The following is a 14,036-nucleotide window of genomic DNA, read 5'->3' as shown; positions in this document are numbered from 1 at the left end:
ATAGAGATGGAAAAAAGCATCGCAAAAATTCAGAACCTGTCACATCGTTACAGCAAAGACTGGGCGGTTAAAAATATAAGCTTCGAAATACAGAACAGAGGTATCCTTGGCTTGCTGGGCTCCAACGGGGCCGGTAAATCAACCACCATGAACATTCTCTGCGGAGTGATCAACCAGACAGAGGGCAAGGCGATAATTGATGGGATCGATGTGAGGGAAAATCCCGTGGAGGCGAAAAAGCTCATCGGTTTCCTTCCCCAAAAAGCCCCGTTGCATTTAGAACTGACCGTGGACGAATACCTTACGCATTGCGCGCACATGCGCTCCATACCTTCCAAGCGGATAAAAGACGCCTTGGAGCTTGCGAAAGCAAAGTGCGGTATTTCCCATTTTAGCAAGCGCGTACTTAAGAATCTTTCAGGGGGGTACCAGCAGCGTGTGGGCCTCGCACAGGCTATTATCCATAACCCTAAACTGGTAGTGCTTGACGAGCCAACGAATGGACTCGATCCGAATCAGATACTGGAAGTGAGAAAGCTGATCAGGGAGATAGCCGAAGACCGGGCTGTCATCCTCTCTACGCACATTCTGTCAGAGGTACAGGCTACCTGCGACAACATCGTGATGATTGAGCATGGCGAAATCGTGTTTGCCGATACGCTCTATGCTTTCAACAATTACATCGAGCCAAACACCCTGATCATGGAAGTAGACAACCCGCCGACAGAAAGTGAGCTCTATGCGATTGATGGCATTACGGATGTGTATTTTGTGACCAAGAACAGAATTCGCCTGCAGTTTAACACGGGCCCTGAGATTACCAAGAAAATTATTCAAGCAAGCGTGACCAACGGTTGGCCGCTTTCGGAGATATACCTTGAGAAGAGTTCACTGGATGGAATTTTCGCGCAGCTGTCAAAGAAGCAAACTGTGGAAACGAAGGGTCAGGAATACGTGCTTGTTAATCCTTAAAACTTAGCTTGATGAAAAAAATATTACGGATCGCACGGTTGGAGCTAAGCCTTATGTTCTATTCTCCGATCGCTTGGCTAGTGCTGATAATCTTTATTATACAAACAGGTCTAACCTTTACAGAGCTTTTATACAACCAGGAAACCAATCAGCAGTTGGGCAGGCCGTTGCAGGTGCTGACGAAAATACTGTTCGCTGGGGAGGACGGTATACTGCCTGCCGTGCAGAAGAACCTGTACCTCTACATTCCGCTCTTGACTATGGGGCTCCTGAGCCGTGAGACGAGCAGCGGTTCCATTAAGCTGCTGCAGTCCTCTCCTGTTACAGTGCCGCAGATCGTGTTGGGTAAGTTTCTCTCGATGATGATCTATTCGCTTCTGTTGGCCTTTGTATTGCTGAGTTTTATACTGGCCGGCGTTGTTTCCGTTGAAGCGCTGGATATAAAATTCGTGCTGGGTGGTATATTGGGTATATACCTCTTGATGTGTGCCTATTCAGCTATTGGCCTTTTCATGTCAAGCCTAACTACCTATCAGGTCGTGGCGGCCATCAGCACACTGGCTGTACTCGCCGCGCTTAACTTCATTGGGAAAGTAGGGCAGGAGTATGATTTTGTGCGCGATATCACGTACTGGCTCTCCATATCTGGTAGGGCGGAGCACGCTGTCAATGGGCTCATCAGCAGCAAAGACTTAATTTACTTCCTGCTTGTGATTGGTATGTTCCTGCAACTGACAATCATGAAGCTGCAAGGAGAGCGCAAAACCTCTACAGCAGGCGTGAAATTCCTCCGGTATAGTTTTGTGGTGGTGTTGGTTGTGGCGATAGGGTATGTAACATCGCTGCCTGCCTTGAATGGATATTATGACACTACCCGCTTTAAGGATAGAACCCTGACACAAACATCGCAGGATATTGTGGGGCAATTAGACAAGCCTATTAAAATTACCACTTATGTGAACGTAAATCATTACAGCGCTTCACACGGTGCCCCCAAGAATCGGATAAGCGATCTCAACCAGTTTGAGAAGTACCGCCGATTTCTGCCTGATATGAAAATGGATTATGTGTACTATTATGACACGCTTGTTCATTTCAATGACACGACCCGAACATTAGTGGAGAAAGCACAACGCGCTGCAAAAGCCCACAAGTTGGACTTTGACGAACTCCTAGAGCCTTCTCAAATCAAACAACTAATTGATCTAGTACCTGAAGATAATAGACTGGTCAGGATCGTGGATTATGGCGGCAAGCAGACAGCACTCAGGATGTTTGACGATATTTTTCAATACCCCGGTGAGACAGAGATTACTGCCGCTTTAAAGCGATTAGTGGCTGCTCCCGGACTTGTGGGTGTGCTGACTGGAAACGGTGAGAGAAGCACTGATAAGATTGTGGACGGGGCCTACAAGGTAATAACCAAGGGGCTGAATGTCAGGGGTTCTCTCATTAATGCCGGTTTTGATGTAATTGACATCACTCTCGCTGATGGTCAGGATATACCTACTAACCTAAATGTGTTGGTCCTCGCAGATCCTAAGAGTGAGTATTCAAATGATCAGGCCAAACAAATAACAGCGTACATAGAGGCTGGCGGAAATATTCTGATCGCAGGGGAGCCGGGCAGGCAGTCCGTCCTGAACCCCATCATTGAAAAGCTTGGGGTCGCTTTTGCGCCGGGTACACTGCTGCAGGAAAGCGAGAACTACGAGCTGAACCTGATTCAGGCGAAGTTCACGGTTGATGCAGCCGCTTTTGGATTCGGTTTCTACGACAAAGCGGTTGTCACTTTCCCGGGGGCTGTGAGACTGGCTTACATGGATATGGGCAAATACAAGGTTACACCAATCTTGGTTACCAATGAACAGGTCACTTGGAACAAACTAGGTGAATTCGACCTGAATACGGAGAAGGTAACCTTTGATCCGGCTTCTGAAAAGAAGATAGCAGCGCCTGTAGCCCTCGCTTTGCAAAGAGTGGTTGGTGACAAAGAGCAGAAGATCATGGTGTTGGGTGACGCTGATTTCATGAGCAATGGAGAGATCAACAGGAACAATGTAAATACCGTCAATGCTTCCTTTGCCCTCAGAATGTTCAAATGGTTCAGCGACGGAGAATACCCTGTAGACACCAGCAGACCGAAATCCATTGACGATAAAGTATTGCTAACCAGAGGAGATATTGGCTGGATGAAAGTATCCACGCTGGGGGTTATTCCACTTCTGGTTGGAATGTTTGGCGCGGTACTCTTAATGATTAGAAGAAGTAAATAACAGGGGTGTGCTAGCTATGCCCCTTAAAATGAGGCTGGCTGGCACACAATCCTTTTTATCTAGGCCTCCGAGCGCTGAAAGATTGGAACCCTATAAATTTTAAGACCCGCTGGTAAATGCAGCTTCGGGTTTATAACCAAGATTATGAAGTATAAGAACTTTTTTATAGTCCCATTTCTTTCCTTTTTCTTCTGGAGTGCAACTGCTTCCGCACAAACCGACCTAAAGACTGTCGGTTCAGAGGTTATTCCGGTAGACGCTGACGTGAAGATTGGAAAGTTGGCTAATGGACTCACTTATTATATCCGCAAGAATACAGAACCAAGTCAGCGGGCAGAGTTATACCTTGTTGTTAAGGCGGGATCTCTGCAGGAAAACGATGACCAGAAAGGATTGGCGCATTTCACGGAGCACATGGCTTTTAACGGGACACGCAGCTTTCCGGAGAATGAACTGATTAACTATCTGCAGAAAGCCGGTGTGCGGTTTGGAGCTGACCTGAATGCCTATACAAGTTTTGACCAAACAGTTTACCAGCTTCCTTTGCCGACCAGTAATCCTGAACTGGTGGAGACAGGCTTTAAAATTCTGGCTGAGTGGGCAGGTCATGTTTCATTTGACGGCACAGAGATAGATAAGGAAAGAGGGATTATTGTTGAAGAGGAGCGTCAGAGGGGTAAGAACGTGTCGGAACGAATCAGCAACCAGCTTTTACCTGTGCTGCTTGCTAACTCTAGGTATAATGAGCGCTTGCCAATCGGTGATGTGAATACCATTAAGAGTTTTAAGCACGAAACGCTAAAGCAATATTACAAAGAATGGTATAGGCCAGACTTGCAGGCTATTATAGCGGTAGGAGACTTTGATGCTGAAAAGGTGGAGAACCTAATCAAAGAAAACTTTGAGGGGCTGAAGTCACCAGCCAAACCCCCAGAGTTAGTGTCTTATACTATACCTGACAACCAAGAGCCCCTTACGAAGATCGTGACAGACCCTGAGTTTCCCTATACAGTGGCATCTGTTATGTATAAACACCCTGAAACAGTAACTAAAACAACCCAAGATTTAAGAAACTCCATCATCAGAAGTGCTGCTAGCAGTATGCTGGCAATTAGGATCAGTGATTTAGTGAAGAGTGGCAAAGCTCCTTTTCTAAATGCCAGTGCAGGGTATGGGCCTTACCAAGGAGGTATGGCCAATCTGAACGCTTTTACACTGCAGGTAGTCCCGAAAAGTCCTGAACAGTTACAGGTTGCTGTTGAAGGCCTGATGGACGAAGTGCTGAAGATGCAAAGATTCGGATTTACACAATCTGAACTAGACCGTGTGAAAGTAAGCTTTATGACCTCAGTCGATAAAAGCTATAAGGAGAAAGACAAAACCTCCTCCAAGGCTTATGTCAACCAGTATCTCAAGCATTATCTCACAGGCGAGGCCATCATGAGCATGGATTACGCCCATGCATTTTATACCACCTATCTGGATGGAGTCACTTTGGAGGAAGTGAATGAAATGGCTGCGGGATTTGTGACAAACCATAATCAGATTGCGATAGTGCAGGCAACTGAAAAAAGCAAAGGTGTGCTTCCAACAGAAGCTGAACTGTTGGCATGGATCAACAACAAGCAGCGAGAGGTATTGGCTCATGTTGATGATGTTATAAATGAACCCTTGTTGAGTGAAGTGCTCAATGTCGGGACAATTACAAAATCTAAGTATAACAAAGCGCTGGGGGCGACAGAAATAACGCTTTCGAATGGTGTAAAGATTGTGTTAAAGCCTACTGATTTCAAAAATGATGAAATCCTGTTTACAGCCTTTAGTCCGGGAGGTTATTCGCTAGCTTCCTTAGCAGATATCCACTCCTCCAAAATGGCCAATAGTATCATCGCCTCATCAGGGGTCGGTAAATTTACTTCAAGTCAGATCAACAGAATGCTGACGGGAAAATCATTGGCTGTTGGCCCTTATATTGGCACCTACACCGAGGGCTTTCAAGGTCATTCTTCTCCACAGGATTTAGAAACTGCTTTGCAGCTTACCTATCTGTATTTTACACAACCTAGAAAAGATTCCACGACTTTTAGCAGACAAATTGAAAATGCAAGGGTGGCTATAGAAGGCAAGTCGGCCAACCCCATGTCTGTATTTCAAGATACTGTGAATGCAGTGATGAAAGGGAGGGGCCCTTGGGCCACAAGTATGACATTGGAACAGTTGGAAGACGTGTCACTGCAGAAAGCGTATGCGTTTTACCAGGATCGATTTGCTGATGCCAGTGACTTTACCTTTATGTTTGTGGGAAATTTTGAAGTAGATGCCATCAAACCACTACTTGAAAACTATTTAGGAGCCTTGCCTGCTACTTATCGCAAAGAAAAAGCGAAGGATGTTGGTATAAAGCCGCTAACTGGTCGAGTGAATAAGAAGGTTTATAAGGGGATAGAGGATAAGGCTGTGGTTGTACTTTCGTATCACGGCGATTATAAATACACCGAAGAAAACAACCTGAATTTGAAAGTTATTAAATCAGCGTTGGAGACAAGACTTCTTGAACGGTTGCGAGAGAAGGAAAGCGGTGTATACAGTCCTTCCGTCGGCCTAAGCTACGTCAAAGAGCCTTCTCCATACTATTCCATATCCGTCTCTTTTAGCTGTAGCACCGAGCGGGTGGATAAATTAATTTCAGCTACTACTGATGAGATCCAGAAGATGCAGGCGGAGGGGCCAACAGAAGAAGAGGTAGCAAAGTTCGTGGCTCAAGAAAAAAGCCAGCTAGAGGTCCAACTTAAAGCTAATCGGTTTTGGTTGAATCACCTAGAGGGTGTATATGCTAAGAGAAGAGACGAGAAGTTTAGTGATACATACCAGAAACGTCTGGATAATATAAATCTCAAAAAGACTAAAAAAGCGTCCGGTAAATACCTGAGCGGCGAGGATATGGTAAATTTAGTGCTGTTACCAGAAGAGGCAGAAGCACTATAGCCACCAAGATGATTCTAGTTATCATGTGATGGTCGAATAGAAGTAGATTAGTTTTAATAGTTCAGTTTGTTTTGTTTAAGGTGAAGGGCCGGCACATGTTGCCGGCCTGCCTTTTTAATAAAGAGGATAAAATGTTCCTATTTAGTTTTTCCTTAAAGTAATTATTTGGGGGATAAATCTAAGGCTGTGAAATTTTTCAGTGTGTGATAAGCTAGCTTACATTCTGATAAAGAACTGCTGGTTAAGTAGAGCCTCCCATAGATGGTCGTCGATTCATTCATATTTCTGAAACGCATCCATTATGTGGTCTTGTAAACCTTGACTTCCTCCTATCCATTCAGTTCACTCTAGAAGTATAAGTCTAATCGATTTTTCAAGAAGAAGAAAGAGAATGCGAAGGGTTAAGTATAATGTTGTTTTTCTAAGAAAACTGTTATAATTTTATACTGTAGCATTTGCAGTTAACATATAAGAAAATAGCGGTGAGTAACTAAGGTTTATTATTGCAATTTATTGATTTTAAGGCATTTATATGTGGGGTTCGAATCCCTCACTCTCTGCTGGTAGCGATACCAAAGAGCAAAGCCCATCAATCTTAGATTGATGGGCTTTTTGCATTTAAGAATCTGTCAATTTCTTCGCTTTTTCTAAACACTCTGTACTTGGAAGCCGCCGCTGACTTTAGTGCTGGAGGATAAAAAGCTGCTCACGCGCATTACTATCAGCAAGTGCAGGTGATTACTTCAACTAGCTGAGTCTGCGTAATTCGTTTACTGTTCCCTTTGACGCAGCACCTTGTTGTCTATCGAGTAACGGCCCGGACCTTTAATCATGAAAAACAGGAGGAGGGCAGTTATGGTCAGCGATAAGATCAGTTCTGTGTTTTCCAGCTGGATGCCGCTGCGCTGAGGATTCACTATCAGCAAAGCGCCTAAAAGGATTGGGATCTGGCAGAGCAGCGCCAAGCGGGTCAGCATACCAAAAGCGACCATCAGACCACCTACTATGTGCACCATGCTGGTCAGAAGGTGTGCCTTTCCTGCAGAGATCACATCTTGGCTAGAACTAAAGATATAAAACACATCGGTGGTGTGCTCCAAGAACAGCAGGCCTTTCAAGAACAGGAATAACCCAAGGATAATGCGCAGGGCATCCATCCAGACCGGGTTGTTGGCGCTGTTGATGCGGCGGGTGTGGCGGATGTCTTGTGCGAATGCCATGACGGTAGGGTACACATGAAAGAAAACGCTATACCTATATTTACGTGATTTCCCTTCATTCCGGTTTTCTAAGAAGTTTTTCCTGCCGTTTAACCTGAATTAACTGCTTTAAGCCGAATCTGCTTTTACTATTGTCGATACAAGTGTAGCTTTGCAGGCCCGAATGAACATTCAATTGGTAGGAACTTATATGGAGCCAATCGCAGACAAGAAGAAAGCCATTTTCAAGAGTACGATGGAGTTGGTGAGGGAACACGGCTTTCATGGCACCCCCATGAGCATGGTCGCCAAGCACGCCGGCGTGGCAGCGGGCACCATCTACCATTATTTCGAAAGCAAAGACAAGTTGATCTGCGAGCTGTTCAACTATGCACAACAGCAGGTGATTGCGGTGGTGGAGCAGGAGGATTGTGCTACCATACCTTTCAAGGCGTGCTTCGCTAACCTGTGGATGGGGCTTTACACCTTTTACCGCAACAATCAGGACATACTCAGGTTTTTTGAGCAGTTTGTAAACTCACCCTACAGCGCAGCCATGCCACGGTTGGAAGAGGACAAATTCTATACCTTGCTCTTTGCGTTTTTTGAGCGCGGCATACAGGAGGATCAGCTGAGAGAGGTAAGCCCTCGGACACTGGGCATGCTCACGCACAGTAGTATCCTTTCCATAGCAAAGCTAACAGCCAGCGGCCGGCTCAGTCTCGACAGCAAGGAGCTAGAGCAGGTACACGAATTGCTCTGGAGCGGAATGGCCCGCCATCACTAGGTACAGCAGCACCATCAGAAGATGAATCCGCACGTTTAATACTCAAGCAAAATAGCTGAACATCAAATTTATACATGAAATTAACTACTTACTTTAAAGCTTTGCTGATAGGCTGCCTGCTGGCCCCGGGCGCTCTGTCTGCACAGGATGAGAGTGGCGTGGCAGCGACCGATAGTCTGACGCTGGAGCAGGTCGTGGGATTTGCGCTGGAGAACAGAGCAGCTATTGAGCAGGCTCGCATTGACGAGGCCATCGGTGATAGGGAGATCAAAGCCAGTCTTTCGGGCTGGTTTCCGCAGATCAGCGCCAATTTCGGTGGCACTTACAACATCAGAAGACCGCAGCAGCCCATTGGCGGTGAGATTATCACTTTTGGCCAGAATTATAATTCCAGCATAGCGCTGCAGGCCACGCAGAACATTTTTGATAACAACCTGTTCTTGGCCTCGAGAGCATCTCGCTCCAGAAAATTAATGCTCGACCAGCAAGTAACCGATACCCGCATCAACACGGTGGTAGAGGTGAGCAAGGCTTTTTACAATGTGCTCCTTACCCAAGAGCAGCTCCGCATTCTGGACCAGAACATCGTGCGCCAAGAAAAGCAGTACAACGACGCCCGCAGCCGCTACGAAGTAGGTCTGGTAGATAAAACCGACTACCAGCGTGCCGCGATTACCCTAGGTAACATCAGGGCCGACCGCAAACGGGTGCAGGAAAGTATAAAAGGCAGCATGGCTTACCTGAAGCAGCTCATGGGCTACCCGGTGGAGCAGGAGCTGAACTTGACCTACAACTATACCCACATGGAGCAGGAGGTACAAGTAGACACTACTGAACTCATGACCTACGAGAGGAGAATAGAAGTACAGCAGCTGCAAACCCAGCGCGAACTGCTCAAGCTAAACACCGCCTTTAACCGCTGGAGCTTCCTGCCAACCATTTCGGCTTTTGCCAATTACAACTTCCTGTACTTCAACAACGAGTTCGAGAACCTGTACAATCGGCACTATCCCAACTCAGCGGTAGGCCTTCAGGTAGCGCTCCCCATCTTTCAGGGCGGCAGAAGAATACAGAACCTGAAGATTGCGCAGTTGCAGGAAGACCGGCTCGATAGTCAGATAGAAGACACCCGCAGGGCGATCAACACCGAGTACCAGACGGCCTTGGCCAACTACAAAGGAGACTTTACGGAGTGGCGCACGGTGCAACAGAACTTAGAGATGGCCGAAGAGGTGTACGATATCATCAAGCTGCAGTACGATGAGGGTGTGAAGGCCTACGTGGACCTGATCGTGGCTGAAACAGAACTGCGCAGCACCCAGCTAAACTACTACAACGCCCTCTACAATGTGCTCTCCAGCAAGCTTGACCTGCAGCGGGCACAGGGAAACATAGACATCAATCGCTAAAATCAGAAAAACAGGAGAATGAAAAATAGATACGCTTGGCTTTTCACAGCCATCATTTGCCCAATAGTGCTTGTGTCTTGTGGCGGCGACGATGCCGGGCAGCAGCAGATGAACCCTGCAGCCATGGCCGTTCCGGTAAACACCATTCAGGTTAAGCAGCAAAGCGTAACCGGCCGCGATACCTATCCGGCTACTGTGGTGCCGTTGCAGGAAGTGGAGCTGCGCCCGCAGGTATCGGGCTATATCACCAATATTTTCGTGCAGGATGGGCAACGTGTGAAAAAAGGGCAGAAGCTTTACGAGATAGACCAGAACAAGTACCAAGCGGGAATACAGCAGGCGCAGGCGAACTTACAGAGCGCCAAAGCCAACTTGGCCCGTGCCGAAAAGGACTTGGAGCGCTACGAGCGTCTAGCTGAGCGCGATGCCATTGCCAGGCAGCAGGTAGACTACGCCCGCACCGAGGTGCAGACCGCAAGCGCGCAGGTAGCCGCTGCACAGGCGCAGGTACGCAGCGCTTCCACCGACCTAAGCTACTCAACCATCTCCGCGCCTTTTAGCGGCGTGATCGGTATCTCGCAGGTAAGGGTAGGGGCGCAGGTGTCGCCGGGGCAGCCTTTACTCAATACCGTTTCCTCTTCCGACCCGATCGCGGTCGATATCGTGATCAATGAAGGCGAGATCGGTCGCTTCACTAACCTGCGCCAGGGCAAGCAGCCAGATTCGCTTTTCACCGTCCGCTTCAACAACGGAGAGAGGTATGAGCACAACGGCAAGCTGATCGCCATCGACAGAGCCATCGGTCGCCAGTCAGGTACCACCACGGTGCGCGTGCAGTTCCCGAACCCGGACGAAAGGCTGATACCGGGTATGACCGTGAGCCTGGACGTGTTGAATCAGGACCTGGGTGAGCAGATCGTGATCCCGTTCAAAGCGGTGACGGAGCAGTTGGGCGAGTACTACGTGTACGTGGTGCAGGGCGACTCGGCGGTGCAGCAGAACGTGGAACTTGGCACGCGTGTGAGTGCCGATATCGTGGTGCGTGAAGGCCTGAAAGAAGGGCAGCAAATCGTGACCGAAGGTATACAGCGGCTCCGCCAAGGAGCCAAGGTACAGCTGGACGGTCCTGAGCAGGACCAGCCACAGGCGGGAGCCGCCAAGTAATTTGATATAGGTCTTCCAGAGGATTAGATAGAAATTATGATATCAGATGTATTTATAAAAAGGCCTGTCACTGCCATGGTGATCTCGATCGTGATCGTGTTGGTGGGGACACTGGCCATGATGAATCTGCCTGTTACGCAGTACCCGGATATATCGCCGCCTACCGTATCGGTATCGGCTAACTATACCGGCTCCGATGCCCTCACGGTAGAGCAGTCCGTTGCCACGCCGGTGGAGACGCAGATTAACGGTACGCCGGGTATGTCCTACATTACTTCCACCAACACCAGTACCGGCCAGATGAACATGTCGGTAACTTTTGAGGTAGGCACCGATATCGATATTGCCACGCTGGACGTGCAGAACAGGGCCAGCATTGCCCAGCCGACGCTGCCGGAAGAGGTAAGGCGACTGGGTGTGACGGTGCGTAAGCGTAATCCGAGTATCATGATGGTGATCGGCATTTTCTCGCCAAACCGCACGCACGATATTCAGTTCTTGGACAACTATACCAACATCTACATCAAAGACGCGCTGATGCGTGTAAGCGGGGTGGGTGATATTACGTCCATCGGGCAGGACTTCAGCATGCGCCTTTGGCTTCAGCCCGACAAGTTAGCCCAGTACAGCATAGGAGCTAGCGAGATCACGGCGGCCATTCAGGAGCAGAACCTGCAGGTGGCGGCCGGTACAGTGGGCGGAGCGCCGCAATACGACACACAGGCCTTTCAGTACCCAGTGACGGTAACCGGCCGACTGCAAACGCAGGAGGAGTTCGGCGACATCATTGTTCGCACGAATCCGGCTGACGGATCCGTGGTATACCTGCGCGACGTGGCCCGCATCGAGTTCGGACGCTTCGACTATGGCCGACAGTCCAAGGTCAATGGCAACCCGTCTACCATGATGCTCCTGTACCAAGCCCCGGGCAGCAACGCCTTGGAGACAGCCGAAGGTGTATATGCCGCGCTGGACGAGCTGAAAGCCTCCTTCCCAGCCGATGTGGATTATGTTGTCTCGTTCGAGACCGTATCGGTGGTGCAGGTATCGATCAATGAGGTGGTGATGACCCTGATAGAAGCCCTAATTCTCGTGATATTGGTGGTGTTCCTGTTCCTGCAAAGCTGGCGCGCCACCCTGATCCCGATACTCGCTATACCTGTGTCCATCATCGGTACCTTCGTATTCTTCATCCCGCTGGGCTTCACCATCAATACGCTCACGCTCTTCGGTTTCGTACTCTCAATCGGTATTGTGGTGGACGATGCCATTGTGGTGGTGGAAGCGGTGCAGCATTACATCGATCATGAAAAGCTGTCGGCGAAAGAGGCTACCCGCAGGGCCATGAAAGACATCACGGCGCCGGTTATTGCCATTGGTCTGATACTGGCGGCGGTGTTTATTCCGGTGGGCTTTATACCCGGTATCGTAGGCAGGTTGTACCAGCAATTCGCCATCACAATTGCAATCTCTGTATTGATTTCTGCCTTTGTGGCTCTTACCCTCACGCCGGCGCTTTGCTCGCTCATGCTCAAGCCGATGAACGTGAACAAAGATTCACGCGGCATTAACAAGTTCTTCTACAACTTCAACAACTGGTTTGCCCGCACGACAGAGAGGTATTCCGTGGGTGTTCGCAAGAGTATCAAAGCGACACCGCTGGTGCTCATCATCCTGATCTGTATCTACGTGGGTACTTTCGGGCTTTTCGCTTCCAAGCCAACCGGCTTTATACCTAGCGAAGACGAAGGGCGTATGTTCGTGTCAGTAGAGCTGCCGGAAGGCGCCTCGATGAGCAGAACATCCGAAATTTTGGAGGAGATCGGAAACCAACTGGGATCTGTGGAGGCAATCCGAAACTACACTTCCATTGCCGGGCTGAACGCAATTAACTTCTCCTTTAAGTCAAACAGCGGTACTTTTTTTGTGCAGCTGGAGCCATGGGACCAGCGGAAGGATGAGGCCTCCCACCTGAATGGGGTGATGGCCGAAGTGCAGCAGAAAATTGCAGGTATAAAAGAGGCCAATGTACGACTTGTGGCGCCTCCGGCAATACCTGGTCTGGGGCAGTCAGGTGGTTTTGCCTTTGTGCTGCAGCAGCGCACGGCCGGCGACGTGCGGGAACTCGAGCAGGTGATGGGGCAGTTCTTGGCAGCTGCCAACGCCCGGCCTGAGATCGGGATGGCCTATAGCTTCTTTACGGCCAAAACACCGGGTTACCATGTGGACGTGGACCGGGAAAAGGCAAAGCGACTGGGTGTGAACATCGCCGATGTATACGCGACCATGTCAACCTACATGGGTAGCCGCTACGTGAACGACTTCACCCGCTATGGCCGAAACTTCCGGGTGGTGGCGCAGGCCGACACAGCTTACCGCATGGATATCGAAAGCCTAAAGCAGTACTACGTGATGAACAGACAGGGCGAGGCAGTACCGTTGAGCGCCTTGGTAACCTCGCGGGTAGTAGAGAATGCGGCTGTGATCTCGCACTACAACCTTTTCCGATCTGTGGACATCAACGGAAACGCGGCCCCGGGCTACAGTAGTGGTCAGGCATTGGATGCGCTGGAAGAAGTGGCTGCCGAGGTATTGCCTGCTGGCTATGGCTATGAGTTCACAGGCCTGAGCCGCGAAGAACGTGCAGCCGGTGCGAGTACGATCTACATCTTCTCACTGTCGATTCTGCTGGTGCTACTCTTGCTGGCGGCGCTTTACGAGAGCTGGTCAGTGCCGTTCTCCATCCTGTTTGCCATTCCGCTAGGTATGTTCGGTGCTATACTTGCACTAACACTATTGCCTAAGCTGGACAACAACGTATACGCCCAGATCGGTATGATCACGCTGATCGGTTTGGCAGCCAAGAACGCCATTCTGATCGTGGAATTTGCCAAGGAGCGTGTGGACCGGGGCATGGATTTGATAGAAGCGACGATTGAAGCTGTGAAGCTGCGTCTGCGCCCGATTATTATGACCTCGCTTGCCTTCATATTGGGTGTGGTTCCGCTGGCACTGGCCGCCGGTGCAGGTGCCGTGTCGCGCCAGACCATTGGCTGGGTAGTGATAGGCGGTATGTTGGCTGCTACTTTCCTAGCGATCTTTGTGGTACCGGTGCTCTACGTGGTGATCACCCGAATTGCCTACGGCAAAAAAGGCTTGGCCGAGCTTCGTGCCAAAGGCGGTGATTTGCCTGATAGAGAGGGCGGCGATCCAGCTTATGTGAATCCTTAGGTCCTGAGCACAA

At 49.3% G+C, this 14,036-nt stretch carries 8 protein-coding genes; 7 read left to right on the top strand and 1 reads right to left on the bottom strand.

Going from position 1 to position 14,036, the window contains the following annotated elements:
• The first annotated feature begins 6 nt into the window (after positions 1 to 6).
• The 3 genes from Q1A04_RS06290 to Q1A04_RS06280 all read left to right on the top strand — a co-directional run bounded on the left by Q1A04_RS06290 (position 7) and on the right by Q1A04_RS06280 (position 6,233).
• Positions 7 to 972 carry an ATP-binding cassette domain-containing protein gene (locus Q1A04_RS06290; protein WP_299702707.1) on the top strand — a complete coding sequence of 322 codons (966 nt, stop codon included), beginning with the start codon at positions 7 to 9 and terminating at the stop codon, positions 970 to 972.
• 11 nt (positions 973 to 983) lie between these two features.
• On the top strand, positions 984 to 3,248 hold the full coding sequence (locus tag Q1A04_RS06285) for a DUF4350 domain-containing protein (RefSeq protein WP_299702704.1): 2,265 nt from the start codon (positions 984 to 986) through the stop codon (positions 3,246 to 3,248).
• A 144-nt stretch (positions 3,249 to 3,392) separates the two neighbouring features.
• Complete coding sequence (locus Q1A04_RS06280) at positions 3,393 to 6,233, top strand: pitrilysin family protein (protein WP_299702701.1); 2,841 nt, start codon at positions 3,393 to 3,395, stop codon at positions 6,231 to 6,233.
• Between the two features lie 770 nt (positions 6,234 to 7,003).
• Here Q1A04_RS06280 and Q1A04_RS06275 read toward each other — a convergent pair.
• Entirely contained in the window at positions 7,004 to 7,453 is a 450-nt protein-coding gene (locus tag Q1A04_RS06275) for a DoxX family protein (RefSeq protein ID WP_299702699.1), read from the bottom strand.
• 163 nt (positions 7,454 to 7,616) lie between these two features.
• On the opposite strand from Q1A04_RS06275, the gene Q1A04_RS06270 reads away from it, so the two are divergent.
• The 4 genes from Q1A04_RS06270 to Q1A04_RS06255 all read left to right on the top strand — a co-directional run bounded on the left by Q1A04_RS06270 (position 7,617) and on the right by Q1A04_RS06255 (position 14,023).
• A complete protein-coding gene (locus tag Q1A04_RS06270; RefSeq protein ID WP_299702696.1) occupies positions 7,617 to 8,219 on the top strand; it encodes a TetR/AcrR family transcriptional regulator in 603 nt (200 codons plus the stop codon).
• Positions 8,220 to 8,293: 74 nt separating this feature from the next.
• Positions 8,294 to 9,628: a TolC family protein gene (locus Q1A04_RS06265; protein ID WP_299702694.1), complete on the top strand. Its 1,335-nt coding sequence runs from the start codon at positions 8,294 to 8,296 to the stop codon at positions 9,626 to 9,628.
• Between the two features lie 18 nt (positions 9,629 to 9,646).
• Positions 9,647 to 10,792: an efflux RND transporter periplasmic adaptor subunit gene (locus Q1A04_RS06260; protein ID WP_299702691.1), complete on the top strand. Its 1,146-nt coding sequence runs from the start codon at positions 9,647 to 9,649 to the stop codon at positions 10,790 to 10,792.
• Positions 10,793 to 10,828: 36 nt separating this feature from the next.
• Positions 10,829 to 14,023 carry an efflux RND transporter permease subunit gene (locus Q1A04_RS06255; protein WP_299702688.1) on the top strand — a complete coding sequence of 1,065 codons (3,195 nt, stop codon included), beginning with the start codon at positions 10,829 to 10,831 and terminating at the stop codon, positions 14,021 to 14,023.
• Positions 14,024 to 14,036 lie beyond the last annotated feature (13 nt).

The organism is uncultured Pontibacter sp., from assembly GCF_947499215.1.
GTDB lineage: Bacteria > Bacteroidota > Bacteroidia > Cytophagales > Hymenobacteraceae > Pontibacter.
This window is presented reverse-complemented; position numbering and strand designations above follow the sequence as displayed.

Bases quoted from the DNA above. Each gene is read 5' to 3' on its own strand.
- Q1A04_RS06290 (WP_299702707.1), top strand. From the start codon at position 7: ATGGAAAAAAGCATCGCAAAAATTCAGAACCTGTCACATCGTTACAGC.
- Q1A04_RS06285 (WP_299702704.1), top strand. From the start codon at position 984: ATGAAAAAAATATTACGGATCGCACGGTTGGAGCTAAGCCTTATGTTC.
- Q1A04_RS06280 (WP_299702701.1), top strand. From the start codon at position 3,393: ATGAAGTATAAGAACTTTTTTATAGTCCCATTTCTTTCCTTTTTCTTC.
- Q1A04_RS06275 (WP_299702699.1), bottom strand. From the start codon at position 7,453: ATGGCATTCGCACAAGACATCCGCCACACCCGCCGCATCAACAGCGCC.
- Q1A04_RS06270 (WP_299702696.1), top strand. From the start codon at position 7,617: ATGAACATTCAATTGGTAGGAACTTATATGGAGCCAATCGCAGACAAG.
- Q1A04_RS06265 (WP_299702694.1), top strand. From the start codon at position 8,294: ATGAAATTAACTACTTACTTTAAAGCTTTGCTGATAGGCTGCCTGCTG.
- Q1A04_RS06260 (WP_299702691.1), top strand. From the start codon at position 9,647: ATGAAAAATAGATACGCTTGGCTTTTCACAGCCATCATTTGCCCAATA.
- Q1A04_RS06255 (WP_299702688.1), top strand. From the start codon at position 10,829: ATGATATCAGATGTATTTATAAAAAGGCCTGTCACTGCCATGGTGATC.